Below are 24,360 nucleotides of genomic sequence, written 5' to 3' on the forward strand. Positions count from 1 at the left end.
GGCACAGCAGATTGCATTGGAATGACATCAACCACGGGCCAGAACCTTGGCCAAAGCCTCAAGGAAACGAGTGTTTTCCGCAGGCAAGCCAATGGTGACCCGCAAATGGTTCGGCATGCCGTAGTTAGCCACCGGACGCACAATCACACCTTCACGCAACAACCCCTGGAACACTGGCGCAGCTTCACGCCCCAGATCCACGGCGATGAAATTGCCCTTGGAAGGGATCCAGCTCAACCCCAGATCGCGGAAACCCGCCTCCAGCTGCTGCATGCCCGACTCATTCAATCGACGGCTCTCAGCCAGGTAATCCTCGTCCTGCAAGGCGGCACAGGACGCCGCCAAAGCCAGGCTGTTGACATTGAATGGCTGACGCACCCGATTCAGCACATCCGCCACCACCGGGGTCGAGAGACCATAACCAACCCGCAAGGCCGCCAGACCATAGGCCTTGGAAAAGGTCCGTGACACCAGCAGGTTCGGGTAAGCCGCCAGAAAGTCCAAACCGTCCGGCAGGTCGCTGCCTTCGGCGTACTCGATATAGGCCTCATCCAGCACTACCAGCACATGGGCAGGCACGTCCTGAAGAAACTCATCCAGCGCCTCGGCACTGAACCAGGTCCCTGTCGGGTTGTTCGGATTAGCGATGAACACCACACGGGTCTGCTCATCGATCGCCTGGAGCATGGCCGGCAAATCGTGCCCCCAGTTGTTGGCGGGAATTACTTTTGCCTGGGCACCGACCGCCTGGGTCACGATGGGGTAGACGGCAAACGCGTGTTCGCTGAACACGGCATTCAGGCCTGGCGCCAGATAGGCGCGAGCCACCAACTCCAGAATGTCGTTGGAGCCGTTACCCAGGGTTACCTGCTGGATCTCCACACCACAGCGCTCGGCCAACAGGGACTTGAGAGCAAAGCCGTTGCCATCAGGGTAACGGGTCAGCTCCGCCAGCTCGTCGCGAATCGCTGCCAGCGCCTTGGGGCTGGCGCCCAACGGATTTTCATTGCTTGCCAGCTTGACGATAGTGGCCGGATCGATGTCCAGCTCACGAGCCAATTCGTCCACGGGCTTGCCCGGAACGTAAGGCGAAAGTTGTTGCACGCCTGGTTGTGCCAGTGCGAGGAAGTCGCCACTCATTGTTAAAGCCTCAGAGAACCGCTTTCGGGTAGGAACCCAGCACCTTGAGTGCCACTGCTTCCTGACTGATCTTCTCCAGCACATCCTTGATCAACGGATCACGGTGGTGGCCAACGAAGTCGATGAAGAACACATAGGTCCATTTGCCGCTGCGCGAGGGTCGGGTCTCGATGCGCGTCAGGTCGATGCCGTTGTCGTGGAACGGCACCAGCAGCTCGTGCAACGCACCGGGCTTGTTGCTCATGGAGACAATGATCGAGGTCTTGTCGTCGCCAGTCGGCGGCACTTCCTGATTACCGATCATCAAGAAGCGCGTGGAGTTGTCCGGACGATCCTCGATTTTCTCTGCCAGTCGCGTCAGGCCATACAGACCCGCTGCCATATCCCCAGCGATGGCCGCCGAATTCCATTCACCCTTGACCCGTTTGGCCGCCTCAGCGTTGCTGGACACCGCCACGCGCTCGACATTCGGATAATGGGCGTCCAGCCACTTGCGGCACTGGGCCAGGGACTGGGCATGGGAATAGATACGGCTGATGCTGTCGGTCTTGGTGTTCTCGCCCACCAGCAGATGGTGGTGGATACGCAGCTCGACTTCGCCGCAGATAACCATATCGTGTTCGAGGAAGCTGTCGAGGGTATGGTTGACCGCGCCCTCGGTGGAGTTTTCCACCGGCACCACGCCGAAATTAACCGCACCGGCCGCTACTTCGCGGAACACTTCGTCGATCGCCGCCATCGGCTTGCTGATCACCGCATGACCGAAATGCTTCATGGCCGCAGCCTGGGTGAAAGTGCCTTCGGGACCGAGATAAGCCACCTTCAGCGGCTGCTCCAGCGCCAGGCACGAAGACATGATTTCGCGGAACAAACGCGCCATCTCTTCATTGCCCAGCGGCCCCTGATTGCGCTCCATCACCCGCTTGAGCACCTGAGCCTCGCGCTCGGGACGATAGAACACCGGCACTTCGCCTTCTGCCAGGGAAGCCATCTTGACCCGGGCAACTTCCTGAGCACAGCGCGCACGCTCACTGATCAACTCCAGGACCTTCTCGTCCAGAGCATCAATGCGCAGGCGCAGGGCCTTGAGTTCTTGCTCAGACATCAGCCGTGTTCCTTCTCGAACTCTGCCATGTAAGCCACCAGCGCATTGACGGCGTTGATGTCCACGGCGTTATAGATGGAGGCGCGCATGCCGCCCACCGAGCGGTGTCCCTTGAGGTTGAGCAGGCCACGAGCCTCGGCGCCAGCCAGGAACGGCTTGTCCAGGCGATCGTCGGCCAGACGGAACGGCACGTTCATCCAAGAGCGGTCGGACTTGTTGATCGGGTTGCTATACAGGCCGCTGGCATCGATGAAGCCATACAGGGTGCGCTGCTTGACTTCGTTGAGCTTGGCGATGGCTTCCACCCCGCCCTGTTCCTTGAGCCATTCGAACACCAAGCCGGACAGGTACCAGGCCAGGGTCGGCGGGGTGTTGTACATCGAGCCGTTATCCGCCGCGACCTTGTAGTCGAGCATGGTCGGGCACAGGGAACGGGCACGACCCAGCAGATCCTCGCGAATGATGTTCACCAGGATGCCGCTGGGGCCAATGTTCTTCTGCGCACCGGCGTAGATCATGCCGAAACGGGAAATATCCACGGGGCGCGAGAGGATGTCAGAAGACATGTCGGCCACCAGGGGAACGTCGCCGGTTTCTGGAATCCAGCTGAACTCCAGGCCACCAATGGTTTCGTTCGGCGCGTAATGCACGTAGGCCGCGTCCTTCGACAGCTGCCATTCGTTCTGGCCGGGAATTGCAAAGTAGTCATAAGGCTTGGCAGTGGCCGCGACATTGACCTGACCATAACGAGAGGCCTCTTCAATGGCTTTCTGCGACCAGATACCAGTGTCGATATAGTCGGCCTTACCGCCTTCAGGCAGCAGATTCAGTGGAATCTGGGCAAATTGCTGGCTGGCGCCGCCTTGCAGGAACAGCACTTTATAGTTCGAGGGGATATTCAGCAGATCACGCAGATCCTGCTCGGCCTTGGTGGCGATGGAGACGAACTCATCGCTGCGATGACTCATCTCCATGACCGACAGGCCCTTGCCATGCCAATCCAACAATTCGGCCTGGGCACGCAACAGGACAGCTTCAGGTAGCGCAGCGGGACCTGCGCAGAAGTTATAGGCTCGTTTGCTCACATCCACTCTCGCTATGCATTCACGGTAGCGGACAGAGCAAACACTCTGCCCTGCTACGATTTATTTAGTCTTTCGACTCTTCTTCGCCTGCGGCGTCTGCCTGTTGGCCATCGGTTGCATCATCCGGCTCGGCTACCGTATCCAGCACGGTACCCTCGAATTCAGCGCCCTCTTCACCTTCGTACTCTTCGCCTTCGATCTCCGATGGCTCCTGCACCCGCTCCAGGCCTACCAGGGTTTCATCGCTGGCCAGCTTGATCAGGGTCACGCCCTGAGTGTTACGGCCCAGGCTCGACACTTCGTCGACACGGGTACGAACCAGGGTGCCCTGATCGGAAATCAGCATGATCTCCTCTCCGTCCAGCACCTGGACCGCGCCTACCAGGCGACCGTTACGCTCGTTGCTGACCATGGCGATAACGCCCTGACCGCCACGCTTGTACTCTGGGAACTCGCTGATGGCCGTGCGCTTTCCGAAACCACGCTCGGAGGCGGTGAGAATCTGGCTGCCCTCTTCCGGAATCAGCATGGAGATCAGCTTCTGGCCTTCGGCCAGACGCATACCGCGTACACCACGGGCGGTACGGCCCATGGCACGCACGTCGGACTCCTTGAAGCGAGTTACCTTGCCACCATCGGAGAACAGCATGACTTCACGCTCGCCATCGGTAATCGCAGCGCTGATCAGCACATCGCCTTCGTCCAGCTCCAGGGCGATCAAACCGACGCTACGCTGACGGCTGAAGGATTCCAGCGGGGTCTTCTTCACGGTGCCGTTGGCGGTGGCCATGAAGATGTAGTGACCTTCGGTGTATTCCTCTACCGGCAGCATGGTGGTGATGTACTCGCCATCGTCCAGCGGCAGCAGGTTCACCAGCGGACGGCCACGAGCAGCGCGGGATGCTTCAGGAATTTCGTAAGTCTTGAGCCAGTACACCTTGCCCTTGCTGGAGAACAGCAGCAGCGTGGTGTGACTGTTGGCTACCAGCAGGTGAGCAATGTAGTCCTCATCCTTGACGCCAGTAGCGGATTTACCTTTACCGCCACGACGCTGAGCCTGGTACGCAGCCAGTGGCTGGGTCTTGGCATAGCCGCCGTGGGAAATGGTCACCACGCGCTCTTCTTCCGGAATCATGTCGCCCAGGGTCAGATCGAGACGTGCATCGAGGATCTCGGTGCGACGCACATCTCCGTATTCGGCACGAATCACTTCCAGCTCTTCGCGGATCACTTCCATCAGGCGCGTGGCGCTGTTGAGGATGCGGATCAGCTCGCCGATCTGGTTGAGGATCTCCTGGTACTCGGCCAGCAGTTTTTCGTGCTCAAGACCGGTCAGGCGGTGCAGACGCAGCTCCAGAATGGCTTGCGCCTGCTCCGGGGACAGGAAGTACTTGCCATCACGCAGACCGTATTGCGGATCGAGGTTTTCCGGACGGCAGGAGTCCGCGCCGGCACGCTCGACCATGGTCATCACCGCGCTGGATTCCCATGGAGTGCTGATCAGCGCTTCCTTGGCTTCCGACGGTGTTGGCGAGGCCTTGATCAGGGCAATGACCGGGTCGATGTTGGACAGGGCAACAGCCTGGCCTTCAAGGATGTGACCGCGCTCACGCGCCTTGCGCAGCTCGAACACGGTACGACGGGTCACCACTTCGCGACGGTGACGAACGAAGGCTTCCAGCAGATCCTTGAGGTTGAGGATCCGCGGACGGCCGTCGATCAGCGCCACGATGTTGATGCCGAACACGGCCTGCAACTGGGTCTGGGCGTAGAGGTTGTTGAGGATCACCTCGGGCACTTCGCCGCGACGCAGCTCGATGACCACGCGCATACCGTCCTTGTCGGACTCATCGCGCAGTTCGGTGATGCCTTCGAGTTTCTTCTCTTTCACCAGCTCGGCGATCTTCTCGATCAGGCGGGCCTTGTTCAGCTGGTAAGGCAGCTCGGTGATGACGATCTGCTGGCGGCCACCCACCTTGTCGATATCTTCGATGATCGAGCGGGCACGCATGTAGATGCGGCCACGGCCGGTGCGATAGGCCTCAATGATGCCTTCGCGACCGTTGATGATCGCTGCGGTCGGAAAGTCCGGGCCGGGGATGTACTGCATCAGCTCGTCGACAGTCAGCTCGGGATTGTCGATCAGCGCCAGGCAACCGTCGATGACTTCACCGAGGTTGTGCGGCGGAATGTTGGTCGCCATGCCCACGGCAATACCGCTGGAACCGTTGACCAGCAGGTTGGGGATCTTGGTCGGCATGACCGCCGGGATCATCTCGGTGCCGTCGTAGTTCGGCACCCAGTCCACGGTTTCCTTGTGCAGGTCGGCCAGCAGCTCGTGCGCCAGCTTGGTCATGCGCACTTCGGTGTATCGCATGGCCGCCGCGTTGTCGCCGTCGACCGAACCGAAGTTACCCTGGCCGTCTACCAGCAGGTAGCGCAGGGAGAATGGCTGGGCCATACGAACGATGGTGTCGTACACCGCGGTATCACCGTGCGGGTGATACTTACCGATCACGTCACCGACAACACGGGCAGATTTCTTGTACGGCTTGTTCCAGTCGTTACCGAGCTCGCTCATCGCGTACAGCACACGCCGGTGCACGGGCTTCAAGCCATCGCGCGCATCAGGCAGTGCCCGCCCGACGATTACGCTCATCGCGTAGTCGAGGTAGGACTGTTTCAGCTCGTCTTCGATATTGACCGGGAGGATTTCTTTGGCCAGTTCGCCCATGAGAAGCCTGATTCCTTTTTCTGGTGAAACTTCGTCACATCCATATGGGACGAACGAAGCTCGCCGCTGCAGGCCTAGTGCCATGCACCGACTTACGACAAATCAACAAGTTATGCCATGGATTTGCGCAGTGAAGGCAGTCGCATCGGACCGCCTTGGAAACCGCCGGATGTTATCACAATCGCCGCCACGCACCTATCCCCCTGACGCGCATGGAGCATAGTTAGTTGACCGGTGACAGCCTGATAAGAGACGAGAGAGGCTCAGAGGCCAAATTCGCACACATTTATGTGTTTTTTCCGACTCGGCGGCCCGCCTCGGAAGTCATGGACAGCGACCTTCGAGGCCGAACATCAATGCAAGCGCTTACGGCACATCAATTGCGCCATCTTTGCGGCATCCGGACGTTCGACGACACCCTTTTCGGTGACGATGGCGTCGATCAGGTCCGCGGGCGTCACATCGAACACCGGATTGAAGACCTCCACATCCGCCCCCACACGCTTGCCAGCGAGCTCCAGCAACTCTGCGGCGTCGCGCTCCTCGATGGGAATGTCGTCCCCACTGGCCAGATTCATGTCGATGGTCGAACTGGAGGCCACCACCATGAAGCGCACTCCGTGATGCATGGCATTGACCGCCAGCTGATAGGTGCCGATCTTGTTCGCCACATCGCCATTGGCGGCGATTCGGTCAGCACCGACAACGACCCAGGTCACACCTTTGGTCTTCATGATGTGGGCGGCGGCAGCGTCGGCGTTCAAGGTCACAGGAATGCCATCACTGGCCAACTCCCAGGCTGTCAGGCGCGACCCTTGGAGCCAGGGCCGGGTTTCATCGACATGAACTCGCTCCACCATGCCTTCCAGCCAAGCCGCACGAATCACCCCCAGAGCCGTGCCGAAGCCGCCGGTCGCAAGAGCGCCTGTATTGCAATGAGTCAACAAGGCCTGGGGATTGCCTTGGTGCCGACGAATCAAATCCACGCCCAGTTGAGCCATGGTCAGGTTGGCCTCACGATCACTCTCATGGATCGACATGGCCTCCGCTTCCAGTGCCGTCAACGGCTCAGCCAGGTCCTTGACCCGATCCAGGCGCTCGCGCATGCGATTCAAGGCCCAGAACAGATTGCCACCGGTCGGGCGGGACTCCGCCAGCAGGGCAAAATCCGCCTCCAGAGCGGCCAACCAATCGCCGCCTGCGGCAAAGCGCGCACGAGCCGCCAGGACCAGACCATAAGCTGCGCTGATGCCAATGGCTGGAGCGCCGCGCACCACCATTGAACGAATCGCTTCGGCGACCCTGGCCGCGCTGTCGCAGGCAACCCAGGTCTCCTCGAAGGGCAGGTTCCGCTGATCGAGCAGGTACAGAGTGTTATCCCGCCAATCAATGGCCTTGACCTTCTCCGCAGCCAACAGACGATCGCGCATCCCTCACCCCGTACTCATGAACAAAAGCCGCGGATTATAGCGATCCCCCCGCCAAGACGCTCGGGTATACTTCGCCATCCTTTATATGAAGCCCTGGACCGATATTCGATGCCGAACCGTGAGACTGCGCTCGACCTGCTGCTGTTACCGACCTGGTTGGTGCCAGTGGAGCCAGCCGGCGTCGTCCTCAAGGAACACGGCCTGGGCATCCGCGACGGACGCATTCTGTTCATCGGCCCGCGAGCCGAGGCGTTGAAGTTTCGCGCCACCGAAGTTCGCGAACTGCCCGGCATGCTGCTCAGCCCGGGACTGGTCAATGCCCACGGGCACGCAGCCATGACGCTGTTTCGCGGCCTGGCCGACGACTTGCCACTGATGACTTGGCTGGAAAAGCACATCTGGCCCGCCGAAGCCAAGTGGGTGGATGAAGCCTTCGTCCGTGACGGTACCGACCTGGCCATCGCCGAGCAGATCAAAGGCGGTATCACCTGTTTCTCTGACATGTACTTCTTTCCGAAGGTTGCCAGCGAGCGCGTTCACAACAGCGGCATACGCGCCCAACTCGCCATACCAATCCTCGACTTCCCCATTCCTGGAGCCCACGACGCCGACGAAGCCATTCGTCAGGGCGTCGAACTGTTTGGTGATCTCAAGCACCACCCAAGGATCAAGATCACCTTCGGCCCCCATGCGCCCTACACCGTAGGCGATGAGAATCTGGAAAAGATCCGGGTGATCGCCGAAGAACTCGACGCCTCGATCCACATGCATGTGCATGAAACCGCGTTCGAAGTGCAGCAATCCCTGGAGCAGCGTGGCGAGCGCCCACTGGCGCGCCTGGCTCGACTGGGCCTACTGGGGCCGCGCTTCCAGGCGGTTCATATGACCCAAATCAGCGATGACGACCTGGCTTTACTGGTAGAAACCAACACCAGTGTCATTCATTGCCCGGAATCCAACTTGAAACTGGCCAGCGGCTTCTGCCCGGTAGAGCGCCTGTGGCAGGCCGGGGTCAACGTCGCGGTAGGCACCGACGGTGCGGCCAGCAACAACGATCTGGACCTGCTGGGGGAAACTCGTACCGCCGCACTACTGGCCAAGGCCGTGGCTGGTTCGGCAACCGCCCTGGATGCCCATCGCGCCCTGCGCATGGCCACCCTTAATGGCGCCAGAGCCATGGGACTGGAAAGCGAAGTGGGCTCTCTGGAAATCGGCAAGGCCGCAGACATGGTGGCCTTCGACCTGTCCGGCCTGGCCCAGCAACCGATTTACGACCCTGTGTCGCAACTGATCTACGCCACTGGCCGGGACTGCGTGAAACACCTGTGGGTCGCCGGCAAACAACTGCTGGATGACCGGCGCCTGACTCGCCAGGACGAACAACAGCTGAGCGCCACCGCCCGCAGCTGGGGCCAGCGCATCAGCGGCCACGCCCAATAACCCGGACCTTGAGCGGACGCTCGAGGCCCAACAGAGAATTTCTTAGCTTTGGAGTATCACCCATGAGCAACGTCGACCACGCTGAAATCGCCAAATTCGAAGCCCTGGCCCATCGCTGGTGGGACCGCGAAAGCGAATTCAAGCCCCTGCACGACATCAACCCGCTTCGGGTCAACTGGATCGACGAACGGGTCGGACTGGCCGGCAAGAAGGTACTGGACGTCGGCTGTGGCGGCGGCATCCTCAGCGAGGCCATGGCTCAGCGCGGCGCCACCGTAACCGGGATCGACATGGGTGAGGCACCTCTGGCGGTCGCCCAGTTGCACCAGCTGGAATCCGGCGTAAATGTCGAGTACCGGCAGATCACCGCCGAAGCCCTGGCCGAGGAGATGCCTGAGCAGTTCGACGTGGTTACCTGCCTGGAGATGCTTGAGCACGTCCCTGACCCTTCATCGGTGATTCGCGCCTGCTTCCGCATGGTCAAGCCCGGCGGCCAAGTGTTCTTCTCCACCATCAACCGCAACCCCAAGGCTTACCTGTTCGCCATCATCGGTGCGGAATACATCATGAAACTGCTGCCTCGCGGCACCCACGATTTCAAGAAGTTCATCCGTCCTTCGGAGCTCGGCGCCTGGAGCCGCTCTGCCGGCCTGACCGTCAAGGACATCATTGGCCTGACCTACAACCCCCTGACCAAGCACTACAAACTGGCAGCGGACGTTGACGTCAACTACATGATCCAGACCCTGCGAGAGGAGTGAGACATGGCCATCAGAGCCGTTCTTTTCGATATGGATGGCACCCTGCTCGACACCGCGCCCGACTTCATCGCAGTCTGCCAGGGCATGCGCCGTGATCGCGGCCTGCCGCCGATTGCCGACCAACATATCCGCGACGAAGTTTCGGGCGGCGCCAAGGCCATGGTAGCCGTGACCTTTTCCATGGACCCGGAATCCCCGGGATTCGAGGCGTTACGCCTGGAATTCCTCGAGCGCTACCTCAAGCATTGCGCCGTGCACAGCAAGCTCTTCGACGGCATGGCGGAGCTACTGGCCGATATCGAAAAAGCCAATCTGATCTGGGGGGTGGTAACCAACAAGCCACTGCGCTTCGCCGAGCCGATCATGCAGCAGCTGGGGCTGGCCGAACGCTCGGCACTGCTGATCTGTCCCGACCATGTGAAGAACAGCAAGCCCGACCCCGAGCCGCTGATTCTGGCATGCAAGATGCTCGAGCTGGACCCGTCCACCGTACTGTTCGTCGGCGACGATCTGCGGGATATCGAATCCGGCCGCGACGCCGGCACCAAGACCGCCGCCGTGACCTATGGCTACATCCATCCGGACGATAATCCCCGGCACTGGGGCGCCGACGTGGTGGTCAACCATCCGCTGGAGCTGCGCCAGGTTCTGGATAACGCATTGTGCAGCTGCTAAGCGGCAGCAATTCCCGGCTAAGCGCCGGAGACGATCGAATTTCTGTTGAGGCCTTTTATGTTTGATTATTCCGCTCGCCCTGAACTGCTCAAGGACCGGGTCATTCTGGTCACCGGCGCCGGGCGTGGCATCGGCGCCGCCGCCGCCAAGACCTTTGCCGCCCACGGCGCCACTGTACTCTTGCTGGGCAAGACCGAAGCCAACCTGACCGAGGTCTACGACGCCATCGAAGCGGCTGGCCATCCCCAGCCAGTAGTGATTCCGTTCAACCTGGAAACCGCCCTGCCGCACCAGTACGACGAACTGGCAGCGATGATCGAGACCGAGTTCGGCCACCTCGACGGCCTGCTGCACAATGCCTCGATCATTGGCCCTCGCACGCCGCTGGAGCAGCTGTCGGGGGAAAACTTCATGCGAGTGATGCAAGTCAACGTCAACGCCATGTTCATGCTGACCAGCACCCTGCTGCCCCTGCTCAAACTGTCCCAGGATGCTTCGGTGGTGTTCACCTCCAGCAGCGTCGGCCGCAAGGGTCGGGCCTATTGGGGCGCCTACGGCGTGTCCAAGTTCGCCACTGAGGGTCTGATGCAAACCCTGGCCGATGAGCTGGACACTGTGGCGCCGGTCCGTGCCAACAGCATCAACCCGGGCGCCACCCGTACCAGCATGCGTGCCCAGGCTTATCCGGGCGAGAACCCCAGCAACAACCCGACACCGGAAGAGATCATGCCGGTCTACCTGTATCTGATGGGCCCGGACAGCACCGGAATCAACGGCCAGGCTTTCAACGCACAGTAACCCTCTCCGTTCGTCGCGACAGAATACTGTCGCGACGCCTTGGCAAGCCCAATCCCCCACGGGTTTCCAGCCAAACAAATGTCGGCCAAGATAAGTCGTGCTCCCGCACACTCACCAACCATTTGAATTCAAACAAGTTTTATTCGTATGAACCGAATGGCACGAGTTTCGCTCTAACAACACTCAACCCACGGTGCATTGACGCTGCGGGAAACGGCTTGTGCCGAGGGCTTTATAGCCAAAGGCGAAGCGGCCTAAAATATGCGCGATTGTCCTACGGGACTGAAGGAACAGTATGACGCGCAGCTCAGAGCCGCTCTCACCTAGGCAGAAACACCGTAAATAGTGCTCAGGGGGCTCAAGCTCAAATGAAAACACCGACCCAGACCAACGCAATTGACTTCGATAGCGCCAAATTGCAACGCCTGGGCTTTGGCCAACAGACACCGCTGATCAAACAGCCCGTCAGCCTCGGACAATTGCGCCAACAACTGGGACTGCAACTGCAAACCAGCCTTGAGCCGCAACGCATCCTCGGCCTGTTCTTTCGCGAAGTGCAACGCCTGGTCCCCCTCGACGCCCTCCATTACCAGCACCCCCTCAGCGATCTGCGCCTGGAGTTCGGCCAGCGCGGTCACCACTCCATCAGCTACAACCTGAGCCACGAAGGCGAGTCCATGGGCGAGCTGGTGTTCCGCCGCAGCCAACGCTTCAGCGAGACCGAACAGGGTCACCTGGAGTCGTTGCTCTCAACCCTGCTGTACCCGATGCGCAACGCTTTGCTGTATCGCGCCGCAACCCGCAGCGCCCTGCGCGATCCGTTGACCGATACCGGCAACCGGATTGCCATGGACCAAACCCTGCAACGGGAAATCGAGATGGCTCGCCGCCACTCACTCCCACTGTCACTGCTGATGCTGGACATCGACCACTTCAAGCGCATCAACGACAGCTACGGCCACAGCACTGGCGACGAAGTGCTCAAGGCCGTTGCCGCCTCGATCAAGGGGCAACTGCGCAATGTGGACATGGTCTTTCGCTTTGGCGGGGAAGAATTCCTGATCCTGCTCTCCAACACCGGGCGCGACGCAGCGGCGATGGTGGGCGAACGGCTGAGAAATGCCGCCCAAGCCCAGGAATACCAGGCTGACGGCAAACTGATCGAACTCACCGTCAGCCTGGGCTGCTCGACCCTGTTGCCGGGTGAGTCCGCAGAGAGCCTGTTGCGCCGCGCCGATAGCGCGCTGTACGTGGCCAAGCGGGAAGGACGCAATCGGCTGGCAATGGCGGGCTAGGTAGCAGGCCTCGCACTTGTATATCAATCACGGGCAACTCCACTGCCTCAGGCACCCCTTGCCCATGACAATCGACCTGCCCGTAAAGCCCCCGCCCGACTTACCCTTCAGCCAGCGCTAGGCGCTCGCGAGTTACTGTGGTTTTTTCCTGCTGCATGCAGCGCTCCAGGAACAGGTACATATAGTCATAGCTCTTGCAGATGGCCTGGCGCAGCTCAACTTGCAGGGCCTTGCTCGGATTCAAACCCGCCAGCGTGACGATAATTTCCAGGGCTTCCCAGGGATGAGCATCATCGTACTGGGCATGCATCTTCAGCCACTTCATGGCGCGCTTGCGATCTTCTTCCGGGAACGCAGCGGCATAGACGCCGCTGGAACAGACCAGGGCCGACCATTCGCCCGTCGCCCCTTCAATGGCGTAGTTGGTTGCAGCGATCGCCACGATCAGCGAATCCGCCGAACTGGTGTGCCAGCACCAGTGACTCAAGGCATGCAGCTCCGGTGGCACTTGCTGGGCTTGCAAATCCTCCAGGGTCACACCATGGGCCCGGCTCCAATGCACCCAGTAATCGGCATGATTGAGTTCGACCCGAATGTTGCGCATCAGCCAACGACGCGCCATGTCTTCGCCAGGGTGACGGGCAAAACGGGTCTTGGTCAGGTTCTGCGCCATATACAGGGCGAACTGTTCAACCACAGGCCAGCCGCCGATCAGGTACTGACGCATGACTTTGGCACTGAGTTTGTTGTCACGCATGCGCTGATACAGCTCATGCTCCACCACACGGCGCTTGCTCTCGCTGCAGTCCCGGATCAATTGCTGAGTCCAGGCGGGGTAGCTGGCAGCTTCCATGAGCGGGCCGGTTCGGTTGAATGTGTCGATCACTGTCGGGCTCCTTTTGATTGTGATATGCGGATCCAAAAGAGGTTTCAACGGAACGTGCCGGGCGCCTTGAACAACAGCGGCTGTGGCCGCACGGGGCGACACTGCAAGCTGTCACAGGTGAACAATTGCGGACGTTCAACAATGTAGCCTTGAGCATAATCCACGCCGATCTCAAGCAGGGCCTGCTCGATCTGCGGTGTTTCAACAAACTCGGCAATCGTGCGCTTACCCATGACATGCCCGATGTGGTTGATCACCTCGACCATGGCGCGGTTAATCGGGTCGTCCAGCATATCCTTTACGAAACTTCCATCGATCTTGAGGAAGTCTACAGGCAAATGTTTGAGATAAGCGAACGACGACATTCCCGCACAAAAGTCATCCAGGGAAAAATGGCAACCCAAACCCTTGAGTTCATTTATAAAACGGATCGCACTGCCCAAATTGGCAATTGCACTGGTTTCAGTAATTTCAAAACAGATCATCTTCGGCGGTACGCCATAGACAACGAACTGCTCTCGCAGGAAGTCGAGAAACTCGTCGTCGCCAATGGTGGTGCCCGACAGATTGATCGCACACATCGCCATTGGTCCTTCCCGGCCCTCGGCAATGCACTGGGCGATGATCTTGAATACGTTCTGTACCACCCAGCGGTCCAGGGAGGTCATCAGGCCGTAACGCTCCGCCGCCGGAATGAAGCTGTCCGGCAGGATCATCCGGCCAGCCTCGTCGTGCAGGCGCAGAAGAATCTCGATGTGCCCACCATCATGCTCGGTACGACCTAGGGCGGTGATTTCCTGGGAATAGAGGCAGAAGCGGTTTTCCTCAAGGGCCATGTGCAGCCGCTGAACCCAGGCCATCTCGCCAAATCGCAGGGACAGTTCTGAATCGTCGGCATGATAGACCTGCACCCGATTGCGACCTTTCTCCTTTGCCATGTAACAGGCCATATCCGCTGCCCGCAACGACGCCTCAAGCGTGGTGGGAGTCTGGGCGATATGCACCAGCCCAATGCTCACGGTGGTCACGAATGGCCGGCCCTTCCAGACAAAATGCAAGTTCTGCACAGTCTGACGCAGCCCTTCGGCAATCTTCTCCGCCGCCTCCGGCGAGCAGTTCTCCAGAAGAATCCCGAACTCGTCCCCGCCCAATCGCGCCAGGGTGTCACCTTCGCGCAGCCCCGACTGCAGCAACGCGCAGATGTGCCGCAGCAACTCATCCCCAGCCGCATGGCCACAGGTGTCGTTGACCAGCTTGAACTGGTCCAGGTCCAGAAACATCAGCGCATGCCTGGCGGGCTGGCGGATCAAGCCGTGCAACGCCTGCTCCAGGCGGAATTCGAACTCCCGGCGATTGGCCAGGCCGGTCAAGGCATCGTGGGTCGCCTGCCAGGACAGATTGGCGATGTACTGCCGCTCCTGGGTCATATCGTGCAACACCAGTACCGTGCCACTGACCTTCCCGGCATTGCGGATCGGCGCGCCCACCAGGGTCACCGACACCGTACTGCCATCCAGGCGCTGGATCAGCTTGGAATGCTCGCTGCCGCCACTGAGCTGGCCACTGAGGATGTGTTCGATCAGAGTGAAGCCGTCGGCCTGGGCGTTTTCGTCCAAGAGATTGAACAAGGCCGCCAGGGGCAACCCCACCGCTTGCTCGGCCTTCCAGCGAGTCAGTTCTTCCGCCGCCGGGTTCATGTAGGCAATAGCGCCCTCGACATCCGTGGTGATCACCCCGTCACCAATGGACTGCAAGGTGATCTGCGCGCGCTCCTTCTCCAGTTGCAACGCGTCGGCAAAGGCATGCCGCTGGGCCAGCAGCTTGTGGGTACGCAGCAAGGCCAGGGCAATCAGGATCAGCGCTGTGGCCAGGTTGGTCACCAGCAAGAGGCGCAGGATCACCCGCGAGCCTTCCCCCAAGGCATCGCTGAAGGCCTTGGCCGCCGGCGTGACCCCATCGTTGATGGCAAAGATCTGGCTCTTCCAACGTTTCACGTCGGCTTCGCTGGCACTGTTGCTGCCGATCCCCTTGTGCATCTCTCGGGCTACCGTATCGAGCTGCAGCAGGTAGCCGTCGCCCACGGTCCACAAATCGATGGCCTTTTCCAGATAGCTGAAATGGCGGAAGTTGAGGTACAGCCAGATCAGGCTAGGAACGTCATCCGGGTGATTGCCGCCCTTGAGAATCCCCAGGCGCGCCGCCTCAAGATCCGGCGGCTGGCTATCCAGGGCCACCCGCAGCTCATGCCCGCCCTGGGGTACGGCTATGGCGTTCTGGTACTTGAGGAAGGTGCCTTCGTCGCGGCTGTCGGCGTACAGATTGAGGTAGTAGATGGCGTCTTTCTGGCCTTTGGACCACAAGCTCTCACCGGCAACATAGCCACGCACTGCCGACAGGACATACAGGCTGAGGCCGCCCAACAGCGCTTGAAATAACACCACGGCGATAAAGGGCCAGACGATGCCCAACAACCGCGGGGTTGCGAAAGTCCGCTTTTGCTTCATGAGGGTCCTTGCTTGCGCACTGCCAAATGAACACCCAGTAGTCCCGACTCAGACAGCACAGATTAGGCGAATTTCCATAGCTCCGACGCAGGCTGGGCAGCGTCCGGGGCGAACCTTCACGGGGAAACGGCCGCTCTCTCAAGCCGAAGCGGTTATTCCACCAGGAAATTCAAGCACTAAACACAGAAACCCGGACAAAACTCAAGACTATCGAACCTGCTGCAAATGCCCGTATAGCTTGGCATAAAGGCCGCCATCAGCAATCAGCTGCTGATGGTCGCCATCTTCGGCGATCTGCCCGCCATCGAACACCAAAACCCGGTCAGCCTGCTTAACCGCCGACAGGCGATGAGCAATGATCAGCGTAGTCCGCCCACGCAGAAAACGCGTCAAGGCTTGATGCAGGTTGTACTCGGTGGCTGCGTCCAGAGCGGACGTGGCTTCATCAAGAATCACCACCTTGGGTTCGGCCAGTACCATCCGCGCAATAGCCAGGCGCTGGCGTTGCCCACCGGAAAGACGCACACCTGAGCGCCCGACCACACTGTCCAGGCCCTGGGGCAGCGCCCTGACGGTGGGTTCGAGCTGTGCAATTTCCAGGGCCTGCCAGCAAGCGCTATCACTGCGCTCACGGCCCATGGTCAGGTTGGCGCGAATCGTATCGTTGAACAAGGCAGGATGCTGCAGCACCACGGCGACGTGATCCCGTACCGTTTCCAGGCCGATTTCCTGCTGAGTAGCACCGCCAAAGCGGATCACCCCGGTCTGCGGCGTATACAGCCCCAGCAACAGCTGCACCAGGGTGCTCTTGCCCCCACCACTGGCACCGACAATGGCCACCTTCTCACCAGGCGCGATCGACAGATTCATGTTGTCCAGCACCCGCTCATCGCCGTAGCCGAAGCTCAGGCCGCGGACCTCGATACCGACGGTTTCGCGCCCCTGGAACGGATCCACGCCACCGCTGTACTGCGGCTCATCGGCCCGCGCCAGCAACTCGTTGATCCGAGTCAGGGCCCCGCCGGCGGCGTAATAGGCGTATTGCAGGTTCAGCAACTGCTCCACCGGGCCGATCATGAACCACAGGTAGCTGAACACCGCCAGCATCTGGCCGATGGACAGGTCGGAGAACAGCACTGTGAGCATCGCCGCCGCACGAAAAATGTCGATACCGAACTGGAACAGCAAACCACTGGCCCGGCCCGAGGCGTCGCTTTTCCACTGCGAGGCCACGGCGTAGTCCCGAACCTCCTCGGCACGCTGGCCCAAGCGTCCAAGAAAGTAGCCCTGGCGGTTGCTGGCGCGGATCTCCTGGATCGCCTCCAGGGTCTCGGTCAGGGCCTGGGTGAAACGCGAAGTGCTGTCATTTTCCAGCTTCTTCAGGTGCTTGACCCGCTTGCCCAGTTGCACCGTGGCAAAAATCACCAACGGGTTGAACAGCAGAATCAGCAGCGCCAGCTTCCAGTGCATCCACATCAGAATGCCGGCCGTGCCCACCAGGGTCAGCATGGCCACCAGGAATCGGCTCAGGGTTTCACCGACAAACTTGTCCACCGTGTCCAGGTCGGTGACCAGATGCGTAGTGACCGTGCCTCCCCCCAGGCTTTCGTACTCCCCCAGGGAAATGCGCTTGAGCCGTTCGATCAGGCGCACACGGATCCGATAGACAATGTCCTTGGCCAAACCGGCAAACAGCCGCGCCTGGACCACGTTGAACACCAGGGCGGAGCAACGCAGGATCAGGGTGATCAACAGCATCAACCCGATATAGCCCGCCGCAGTTTGCCAACCATCGGGCAATAGGCGGTTCATCACTTGCAATGCGCCATCGCCATGGCCCAGCAGCACCTCGTCCACCAGCAACGGCAGCAACAGCGGAATCGGCACACTGCACAGGGTCGCCAGCACGGCCACCCCATTGGCAATCCACAGCGACTTTCTATGTTGCAGGGCCAGGCGACGGATTTCCCCCCAGCTCAAACGATCTACGGTTTTACCGGTGGTGCTTGAATCGACTGAATCAGGCACAGGCGGCGCGCTCCAACCAGCGTCCCAGCAACGGCGACAACTCGCTCAGCGGCTGATAGCCGTTGGTCAGCAAGGCCAACTGGCCGTTGCGTTCCGCCAGCAAGGTGGGAAATCCGGCAATCCCCAGGTCCTGGACCCAAGTGAAATCCGCCGCCGTGGCGGCATGCTGCTCGGCGCGATCGAAGGCTTCGGCGAACTCGATCCGCGGAACCCCGGCCTGCTCCGCCAACTCCACCAGCACACTGGCCAGGGTGACATCGCGGCCTTCGACATAGAACGCCCGCTGGATCAACCCCAACAGTTTCCAGGCACAGTCCGGAGCCAGGCTGCGAGCAGTGACGATGGCGCGACAAGCCGGCTCGGTGTCATAGACAAAGCCATCGGGCAAGGCACCCTCGAAGGTGAACGGCTGGCCGGTGGCCTGATGCACCGCCTGCCAGTGTTCAAGGATGTAGCGCCGGGTATTGGGCTCCAGTGCCGCCCCGCTGCCGGTGCGCAAGCCGCCCACCACCAGATGCAACTCGACTCCGGCGGCCTGGGCCTGCTCCGCCAGGGCCTGGGCCACGGGCGCAAAGCCCCAGCACCATGAACACATCGGGTCCATCACATAGAGCAGGCGGGCAGACATGGCTCAAGCCTCGGAAGGTGATTGCTTGTAGTTGTAACCAATCGGGTGCGGCAGGTTGCGGGCCTTGGCCAACTCAATCTGTTTCTGCCGATCGATGGCGCTGCGGCGAGTCTTCTCGCTCAGCTTGTCCCAGCAATGAGGGCAACTGATGCCCGGCACATAGTGCTCGGAAGCCCGATCCTCGACGCTCACCGGAGTACGGCAGGCATGACATTGATCGTAGTCGCCTTCGCTCAGGTCGTGGCGCACAGTGACCCGGTTATCGAATACAAAGCAGTCGCCCTGCCATTTGCTCTCTTGCTGCGGTACCTCTTCGAGGTACTTGAGGATCCCGCCCTTGAGGTGGAACACCTCGTCGAAGCCTTCACTGAGCATGTAGCTCGACGCCTTCTCGCAACGGATGCCACCGGTGCAGAACATCGCCACTTTCTTGTGCTTGCTCGGGTCGAAGTGGGCTTTGATGTAGTCCGGAAACTCGCGGAAGCTGGTGGTCTTGGGGTCGATGGCGCCTTCGAAGGTGCCGATGGACACTTCGTAGTCGTTACGGGTGTCGATCAGCAGCACTTCGGGATCGCTGATCAGGGCGTTCCAGTCCTGAGGCTCGACGTAAGTCCCGACCTTCTTGTTGGGGTCCACGCCGGGCACACCCAGGGTGACGATCTCTTTCTTGAGCTTGACCTTGGTGCGATAGAACGGCTGCTCGTCGCAATACGACTCTTTGTGATCGATATCCACCATGCGTGGATCGTTCTTCAGCCAGGCCAGCAGCCCGTCGATGCCTTCACGACTGCCAGATACCGTGCCATTGATGCCTTCTTCGGCGATCAGCAGGGTGCCCTTGATGCCGTTGTCGAGCATGGCCTGCAGCAGGGGCTCGCGCAGGCTGACGTAATCTTCGAGGGTGACGAACTTGTACAGTGCCGCCACGACAATGGGTTGTGTCATGGGAAATCTCTCCAGGTGGCTACCCTCGTAAAGGGTGAACCGGATGCAAAAAAAAACGCGCCGGCATAAGCGGCGCGTTGCGGATTCTATCAAAAAAACCGCGATTAATGCTTACTGCCTCCGGCGCAGGTCGGCGAAGCCGGAGCCACACCGATCTTCGACCATTCCTCGGGTGTGTAAGTGTGCAGCGCCAACGCATGGAACTGGCCCATCAGCTCACCCAGGGTGGCGTAGACCTTCTGATGACGCTTGACGCTGTTGAGGCCGGCGAACTGCTCGCTGACCAGTACCGCCTTGAAGTGAGTTTCCAGGCCACGGCTGTGCATGTGGCTTTCATCCAGCACTTGCAGGTGCTCGGGCTGCAAGGCCCCGAGCGCCGTTTCGATACGTTGTTGCATGGTCATTGCAGGCTCCGCTTACTTCTTCTTCGCCGGAGCAGCCTTAGGCTCGAGCTCGGCGGTCATGTCGGCCAGCAGCTTGTTCACCACCGGTACCGCGCTTTCCAGCTTGGCCTGGGTCATCTGCGCCGATTGCTGAGTCAGCTGAGGCATTTTTTCCAGGACTTTCTTGCCCAGTGGCGACCGGTAGAACGCTACCAGCTCCTTGAGCTCGGATTCGCTGAAATTGCTGGTGTAGAGCTTGACCATGTCCGGCTTCAGCTTGTTCCAGCCAATGGCCTGGTCCAGGGCCGCGTTGGCCTTGGCCTGGTAGGTTTCCAGCAGGGCGCGTTTGGATTCCGGGGCTTTGGTCTGCTCAAAACGCTGGGCAAACATTTGCTGGACTTGCATGTACACCGGCGTACCGAGCTTGTCCGCATGGGCCAGGGTCAGGAAGGCCTCGGCACTGGCGTTGTGGCTGGCGGTATCGGCAAGAACCTGGCCGCTGGCACACACCAGAACAACCGCGGTACAGATGGCACGAAAACGGGTCATCGAGTTTCCTTTATCTAGCAGGCGAGGTAGAACCCCAAGGGCGCCCATTCTGCGCCTATTAATCCGCGTCCCTCAACCCCACCCCCTGGCGCCCCCTGGTTTTGCCCGAGCGGCGGGCGGAAAACCCCTTCCACGGAACCCGAGCCGCAGATCAGGGCCTAAACTGGCCAGTCAGACTTGGAGGAATGCCACGATGAATCGAATCGAAACCGACAGCCTGGGCCAGGTTGAAGTCCCGGAACAAGCCTATTGGGGCGCACAGACCCAACGTTCGCTGGTCAATTTCGCCATCGGCAACGAGCGCATGCCTCTATCCGTGCTGCATGCCCTGGCCCTGATCAAGAAAGCCGCCGCCCGAGTCAACAATCGCAATGGCGACCTGCCCGCCGACATTGCCCGGCTGATCGAACAGGCCGCCGACGAAGTACTGGCCGGCGAGCATGACGACCAGTTTCCCCTGGTGGTGTGGCAGACCGGCAGCGGCACCCAGAGCAACATGAACGTCAATGAGGTGCTGGCCGGCCGGGCCAACGAACTGGCAGGCAACCCACGCGGCGGCAAGTCCCCGGTACACCCCAACGATCACGTCAACCGCTCGCAAAGCTCCAACGACTGCTTCCCGACCGCCATGCACATCGCAGCAGCCCAGGCCGTGCAGTTCCAGTTGCTGCCAGCGATCAGCGAACTGTCCGGTGGCCTGGCCGAGCTGTCGGCCCGGCACATGAAGCTGGTGAAAACCGGCCGCACCCACATGATGGATGCCACCCCGATCACCTTTGGCCAGGAAATCTCTGCCTTTATCGCCCAACTCGGATACGCCGAACGAGCCATCCGCAGCGCCTTGCCTGCGGTGTGCGAGCTGGCCCAGGGCGGTACCGCCGTGGGCACCGGACTGAACTCACCCCACGGTTTTGGTGAAGCCATCGCCGCCGAACTGGCCGCCCTTTCCGGCCTGCCCTTCGTCACCGCCCCCAACAAATTCGCCGCCCTGGCCGGCCACGAGCCGCTGACCACGCTGTCCGGCGCGCTGAAAACCCTCGCCGTGTGCCTGATGAAAATCGCCAACGACCTGCGCCTGCTGGGATCTGGCCCGCGGGCGGGACTGGCGGAGGTCAAGCTGCCGGCCAACGAACCGGGCAGCTCGATCATGCCCGGCAAGGTCAACCCAACCCAATGCGAAGCCCTATCGATGCTGGCTTGCCAGGTGATGGGCAACGACGTGGCAATCGGCTTTGCCGCCAGCCAGGGCCATCTGCAACTGAACGTATTCAAGCCGGTGATCATTCACAACCTGCTGCAATCGATCCGCCTGCTGGCCGATGGCTGCAGCAACTTCCAGCAGCACTGCATCGCCGGGCTGGAGCCCGATCCCCAGCAGATGGCCGAGCACCTGGAACGAGGCCTGATGCTGGTGACCGCGCTCAATCCCCACATCGGCTACGACAAGTCCGCCGAAATCGCCAAGAAGGCCTATGCCGAGAACCTGACCCTCAGGGAAGCGGCGTTGGCCTTGGGGTACCTGACGGATGAGCAGTTTGATGCCTGGGTGCGACCGGAAAACATGCTGGAGGCTGGAAAACAGGGTTAGCGCAGCGTCTTTTTCGCTGGCAAGCCAGCTCCTACCGCCACACTTCTGTAGGAGCTGGCTTGCCAGCGAAACTCACCCCGCAGCGATCCGCTGCCGTCGGGCGCGCAACCCCGCCATCAGCGACGGCCCCAACGCCGTCAAGGCCGACCCCAGTACCACCAGCAGCGCCCCGCCATAACCCAGGCCATTGATCTGTTCGGCGTGTACATACTCTGGCCAGAGCCAGGCCGCCCAGGCCACCGCAGCAAAGGTCACCAGGGGCGTGATCGCCAGGGTCGCACTGACCCGCGACGCCTCCCAATGAGCCAGGGCTTCGGCAAAGGCGCCATAGGCGATCAGGGTATTCAGGCAACAGGCCAACAACAGCCAGCCCTGCAACGGGCTCAGTTCCAAGGCTTCCAGCGGATGCGCCCAAGGCGTCAGAAGCAAGGCACAGAACAGGTAGATCACCATCATCACCTGCAAGGAATTCCACACGCTCAACAATTGCTTCTGGCCCAGGGCATAAAAAGTCCAGACCGCCGAAGCCGCGAGAATGGTCAGAACTCCAGCGGTGTAGTCACTCAGGGAGGTCAGCAGCTCGGTCAGGCGCTGATTGAAGAACAGCCCGAAACCGAGCAACAGCACCAGCAGTCCCAGGCCCTGCCCCAGACTGAAGCGCTCCTTGAACACAAAGACACTGGCGATCAGCAACAGGATCGGGCCCATCTGCACCACCAGTTGCGCCGTGCCCGGGCTCAGCAGGTTCAGGCCCATCAGGTACAACACATAGTTGCCCACCAGCCCCAAGACCGAAATCGGCACCAGCCACACACCCTTGGGACCAAGCGCGCGCCAGCGCGGCAAACGCCGCACCGCCGCCAGATAGAAAAACAGACAGCCGCCGGACACCAGCAGGCGAAACCAGGTCACGGTCACCGGGTCCATCACCAGCAGCACTTGCTTGAGCTTGATGGGCAGGATGCCCCACAACAACGCGGTCAATAAGGCGAGGAACAAGCCATAAACCCAACGACCGGACGAGACATGCATGCGAACCCCACAAAGCCTGACGAGCAAGGTCCACATTCTAGGCCCGGGCCAGGGGCCGACACAGAGACAGTTGGCAGCAAAGCGCAAACACGATTGTGCCGGTCGCAAACAGCACAAGCCGTCCCCCATAGGGGCCGGCTTGGTCGGTGATGCACTACAAACCTAACGGACTGCCTCAAACAACCCGGTGGCGCCCATGCCGCCCCCCACGCACATGGTGACGATGCCATACCGCAGGTTGCGCCGCTGCAACTCACGCACCAGATGCCCCACCTGACGGGAACCGGTCATGCCAAACGGATGGCCGATGGCAATCGAGCCACCATTGACGTTGTACTTGGCGTTATCGATCTCCAGCCGGTCGCGGGCATACAGGCACTGGGACGCAAAGGCTTCATTGAGTTCCCACAGGTCGATGTCATCCACCGTCAGGCCCTTGGCCTTGAGCAGCTTGGGCACCGAGAACACCGGGCCGATACCCATTTCATCAGGCTCGCAGCCGGCCACGGTAAAGCCGCGGAAGAACGCCTTGGGCTTGAGACCCAGGGCCAGGGCCCGCTCCAGGCTCATCACCAGGGTCATCGAGGCACCATCGGACAGCTGCGAAGAGTTGCCCGCGGTGACCGAACCATCCTCGGCAAACACCGGCTTGAGCGCCGCGAGATTCTCCAGAGTGGTGTCGGGGCGGTTGCAGTCGTCACGATCCACCACGCCGTCAACCATCTGCACCTGTCCGGTGTTCTTGTCCTCGACCTTGTACTTGACCGTCATCGGCACGATCTCGTCGCTGAACAGGCCATCAGCCTGGGCCTGGGCGGTACGTTGCTGGCTTTGTAGGGAGTAGAGGTCCTGGGCCTCGCGGCTGACGTTGTAGCGCCGGGCGACCACTTCGGCGGTCTGGCCCATGGGGAAGTAGATGCCCGGCACCTGCTCCTTGAGCAGCGGGTTGATCAGGTTGTCGGTATTGACGCTCTTCATGGTCAGGCTGATGGACTCGACGCCACCGGCAACGATGATGTCGCTGCAGCCGGAGGCGATCTGGTTGGCGGCGATGGCGATCGCCTGCAGGCCTGAAGAGCAGAACCGGTTGAGGGTCATGCCCGCGGTGCCAGTGCCCAGAGCCGAGAGCACGGCAACGTTGCGACCGATATTGAAACCCTGGGCGCCTTCATTGGAGCCGGCGCCGACGATGCAGTCCTCGACACTGGCCGGGGCGATGCCGTTGCGGGCGAGCAGCGCATTGACGCAGTGAGCGGCCATGTCATCCGGACGGGTCTGGTTGAACTTGCCGCGAAAGGACTTGGCCAGGCCAGTCCGTACGCTGTCGACGATCACCACTTCACGCATGACGCAC

Annotated in this window: 20 protein-coding genes; 6 read left to right on the plus strand and 14 right to left on the minus strand. The window is 60.6% G+C overall.

Features of this window, described 5'->3' with window-relative positions:
* Positions 1–27: 27 nt before the first annotated feature.
* The 5 genes from hisC to mtnA form a co-directional block, all read right to left on the minus strand.
* On the minus strand, positions 28–1,140 hold the full coding sequence (gene hisC / locus WIN67_RS21895; RefSeq protein WP_110653110.1) for a histidinol-phosphate transaminase: 1,113 nt from the start codon (positions 1,138–1,140) through the stop codon (positions 28–30).
* 10 nt (positions 1,141–1,150) lie between these two features.
* On the minus strand, positions 1,151–2,245 hold the full coding sequence (gene pheA, locus WIN67_RS21900) for a prephenate dehydratase (RefSeq protein WP_016964092.1): 1,095 nt from the start codon (positions 2,243–2,245) through the stop codon (positions 1,151–1,153).
* On the minus strand, positions 2,245–3,330 hold the full coding sequence (gene serC, locus WIN67_RS21905; protein ID WP_102880987.1) for a 3-phosphoserine/phosphohydroxythreonine transaminase: 1,086 nt from the start codon (positions 3,328–3,330) through the stop codon (positions 2,245–2,247). The genes pheA and serC overlap by 1 nt, the downstream gene beginning before the upstream one ends.
* A gap of 64 nt (positions 3,331–3,394) precedes the next feature.
* Entirely contained in the window at positions 3,395–6,064 is a 2,670-nt protein-coding gene (gene gyrA / locus WIN67_RS21910; protein WP_102860848.1) for a DNA gyrase subunit A, read from the minus strand.
* A gap of 353 nt (positions 6,065–6,417) precedes the next feature.
* The gene (gene mtnA / locus WIN67_RS21915; RefSeq protein ID WP_170003863.1) at positions 6,418–7,494 is read right to left on the minus strand and encodes an S-methyl-5-thioribose-1-phosphate isomerase; all 1,077 of its coding nucleotides are present in this window, start codon (positions 7,492–7,494) and stop codon (positions 6,418–6,420) included.
* 108 nt (positions 7,495–7,602) lie between these two features.
* Here mtnA and WIN67_RS21920 point away from each other — a divergent pair, with 108 nt between their 5' ends.
* The 5 genes from WIN67_RS21920 to WIN67_RS21940 all read left to right on the plus strand — a co-directional run bounded on the left by WIN67_RS21920 (position 7,603) and on the right by WIN67_RS21940 (position 12,463).
* Positions 7,603–8,934: a TRZ/ATZ family hydrolase gene (locus tag WIN67_RS21920; protein WP_110594609.1), complete on the plus strand. Its 1,332-nt coding sequence runs from the start codon at positions 7,603–7,605 to the stop codon at positions 8,932–8,934.
* 62 nt (positions 8,935–8,996) lie between these two features.
* Complete coding sequence (gene ubiG, locus WIN67_RS21925; RefSeq protein ID WP_016964097.1) at positions 8,997–9,695, plus strand: bifunctional 2-polyprenyl-6-hydroxyphenol methylase/3-demethylubiquinol 3-O-methyltransferase UbiG; 699 nt, start codon at positions 8,997–8,999, stop codon at positions 9,693–9,695.
* Positions 9,696–9,698: 3 nt separating this feature from the next.
* The gene (gene mupP / locus WIN67_RS21930) at positions 9,699–10,370 is read left to right on the plus strand and encodes an N-acetylmuramic acid 6-phosphate phosphatase MupP (protein WP_102880479.1); all 672 of its coding nucleotides are present in this window, start codon (positions 9,699–9,701) and stop codon (positions 10,368–10,370) included.
* Between the two features lie 57 nt (positions 10,371–10,427).
* On the plus strand, positions 10,428–11,168 hold the full coding sequence (locus tag WIN67_RS21935; RefSeq protein WP_102880480.1) for a YciK family oxidoreductase: 741 nt from the start codon (positions 10,428–10,430) through the stop codon (positions 11,166–11,168).
* 368 nt (positions 11,169–11,536) lie between these two features.
* Positions 11,537–12,463, plus strand: coding sequence for a GGDEF domain-containing protein (locus tag WIN67_RS21940; protein ID WP_265073566.1), 927 nt, complete (start codon positions 11,537–11,539; stop codon positions 12,461–12,463).
* 100 nt (positions 12,464–12,563) lie between these two features.
* Here WIN67_RS21940 and WIN67_RS21945 read toward each other — a convergent pair whose 3' ends face one another.
* From WIN67_RS21945 to WIN67_RS21975, 7 genes are all read right to left on the minus strand, one after another.
* Positions 12,564–13,316, minus strand: coding sequence for a TenA family transcriptional regulator (locus WIN67_RS21945; RefSeq protein ID WP_222933806.1), 753 nt, complete (start codon positions 13,314–13,316; stop codon positions 12,564–12,566).
* 77 nt (positions 13,317–13,393) lie between these two features.
* Entirely contained in the window at positions 13,394–15,853 is a 2,460-nt protein-coding gene (locus WIN67_RS21950) for an EAL domain-containing protein (protein ID WP_102880482.1), read from the minus strand.
* A gap of 207 nt (positions 15,854–16,060) precedes the next feature.
* Complete coding sequence (locus WIN67_RS21955; protein WP_110594611.1) at positions 16,061–17,881, minus strand: ABC transporter ATP-binding protein; 1,821 nt, start codon at positions 17,879–17,881, stop codon at positions 16,061–16,063.
* Positions 17,874–18,476: a DsbA family protein gene (locus tag WIN67_RS21960; RefSeq protein WP_170003873.1), complete on the minus strand. Its 603-nt coding sequence runs from the start codon at positions 18,474–18,476 to the stop codon at positions 17,874–17,876. Before WIN67_RS21960 ends, WIN67_RS21955 begins: the two co-directional genes overlap by 8 nt.
* 36 nt (positions 18,477–18,512) lie before the next feature.
* Positions 18,513–19,454, minus strand: a complete 942-nt coding sequence (locus tag WIN67_RS21965) for a rhodanese-related sulfurtransferase (protein WP_102880484.1) — start codon at positions 19,452–19,454, stop codon at positions 18,513–18,515.
* 104 nt (positions 19,455–19,558) lie between these two features.
* Positions 19,559–19,858: a BolA family protein gene (locus tag WIN67_RS21970; RefSeq protein ID WP_102860837.1), complete on the minus strand. Its 300-nt coding sequence runs from the start codon at positions 19,856–19,858 to the stop codon at positions 19,559–19,561.
* Between the two features lie 12 nt (positions 19,859–19,870).
* Positions 19,871–20,386 carry a DUF2059 domain-containing protein gene (locus tag WIN67_RS21975; RefSeq protein ID WP_102860836.1) on the minus strand — a complete coding sequence of 172 codons (516 nt, stop codon included), beginning with the start codon at positions 20,384–20,386 and terminating at the stop codon, positions 19,871–19,873.
* A 193-nt stretch (positions 20,387–20,579) separates the two neighbouring features.
* On the opposite strand from WIN67_RS21975, the gene WIN67_RS21980 reads away from it, so the two are divergent.
* Complete coding sequence (locus tag WIN67_RS21980; RefSeq protein WP_102860835.1) at positions 20,580–21,974, plus strand: class II fumarate hydratase; 1,395 nt, start codon at positions 20,580–20,582, stop codon at positions 21,972–21,974.
* A gap of 72 nt (positions 21,975–22,046) precedes the next feature.
* Here WIN67_RS21980 and WIN67_RS21985 read toward each other — a convergent pair whose 3' ends face one another.
* Both WIN67_RS21985 and WIN67_RS21990 read right to left on the minus strand, forming a co-directional pair.
* Positions 22,047–23,006, minus strand: a complete 960-nt coding sequence (locus tag WIN67_RS21985; RefSeq protein ID WP_339070044.1) for a DMT family transporter — start codon at positions 23,004–23,006, stop codon at positions 22,047–22,049.
* A 162-nt stretch (positions 23,007–23,168) separates the two neighbouring features.
* A complete protein-coding gene (locus WIN67_RS21990) occupies positions 23,169–24,353 on the minus strand; it encodes a thiolase family protein (RefSeq protein WP_339070045.1) in 1,185 nt (394 codons plus the stop codon).
* Positions 24,354–24,360 lie beyond the last annotated feature (7 nt).

The sequence above is a fragment of the Pseudomonas idahonensis genome (assembly GCF_037903935.1).
Lineage (GTDB): Bacteria > Pseudomonadota > Gammaproteobacteria > Pseudomonadales > Pseudomonadaceae > Aquipseudomonas > Aquipseudomonas danubii.

Excerpts from the sequence above, each read along its gene's own strand:
- WIN67_RS21945 (WP_222933806.1), bottom strand. The coding sequence starts at position 13,316 with ATGGAAGCTGCCAGCTACCCCGCCTGGACTCAGCAATTGATCCGGGAC.
- WIN67_RS21975 (WP_102860836.1), bottom strand. The coding sequence starts at position 20,386 with ATGACCCGTTTTCGTGCCATCTGTACCGCGGTTGTTCTGGTGTGTGCC.
- WIN67_RS21920 (WP_110594609.1), top strand. The coding sequence starts at position 7,603 with ATGCCGAACCGTGAGACTGCGCTCGACCTGCTGCTGTTACCGACCTGG.
- mupP (WP_102880479.1), top strand. The coding sequence starts at position 9,699 with ATGGCCATCAGAGCCGTTCTTTTCGATATGGATGGCACCCTGCTCGAC.
- ubiG (WP_016964097.1), top strand. The coding sequence starts at position 8,997 with ATGAGCAACGTCGACCACGCTGAAATCGCCAAATTCGAAGCCCTGGCC.
- pheA (WP_016964092.1), bottom strand. The coding sequence starts at position 2,245 with ATGTCTGAGCAAGAACTCAAGGCCCTGCGCCTGCGCATTGATGCTCTG.
- mtnA (WP_170003863.1), bottom strand. The coding sequence starts at position 7,494 with ATGCGCGATCGTCTGTTGGCTGCGGAGAAGGTCAAGGCCATTGATTGG.
- WIN67_RS21940 (WP_265073566.1), top strand. The coding sequence starts at position 11,537 with ATGAAAACACCGACCCAGACCAACGCAATTGACTTCGATAGCGCCAAA.
- WIN67_RS21985 (WP_339070044.1), bottom strand. The coding sequence starts at position 23,006 with ATGCATGTCTCGTCCGGTCGTTGGGTTTATGGCTTGTTCCTCGCCTTA.
- hisC (WP_110653110.1), bottom strand. The coding sequence starts at position 1,140 with ATGAGTGGCGACTTCCTCGCACTGGCACAACCAGGCGTGCAACAACTT.
- WIN67_RS21935 (WP_102880480.1), top strand. The coding sequence starts at position 10,428 with ATGTTTGATTATTCCGCTCGCCCTGAACTGCTCAAGGACCGGGTCATT.
- gyrA (WP_102860848.1), bottom strand. The coding sequence starts at position 6,064 with ATGGGCGAACTGGCCAAAGAAATCCTCCCGGTCAATATCGAAGACGAG.
- WIN67_RS21965 (WP_102880484.1), bottom strand. The coding sequence starts at position 19,454 with ATGACACAACCCATTGTCGTGGCGGCACTGTACAAGTTCGTCACCCTC.
- WIN67_RS21980 (WP_102860835.1), top strand. The coding sequence starts at position 20,580 with ATGAATCGAATCGAAACCGACAGCCTGGGCCAGGTTGAAGTCCCGGAA.
- WIN67_RS21950 (WP_102880482.1), bottom strand. The coding sequence starts at position 15,853 with ATGAAGCAAAAGCGGACTTTCGCAACCCCGCGGTTGTTGGGCATCGTC.
- WIN67_RS21960 (WP_170003873.1), bottom strand. The coding sequence starts at position 18,476 with ATGTGTTCATGGTGCTGGGGCTTTGCGCCCGTGGCCCAGGCCCTGGCG.
- WIN67_RS21970 (WP_102860837.1), bottom strand. The coding sequence starts at position 19,858 with ATGACCATGCAACAACGTATCGAAACGGCGCTCGGGGCCTTGCAGCCC.
- WIN67_RS21990 (WP_339070045.1), bottom strand. The coding sequence starts at position 24,353 with ATGCGTGAAGTGGTGATCGTCGACAGCGTACGGACTGGCCTGGCCAAG.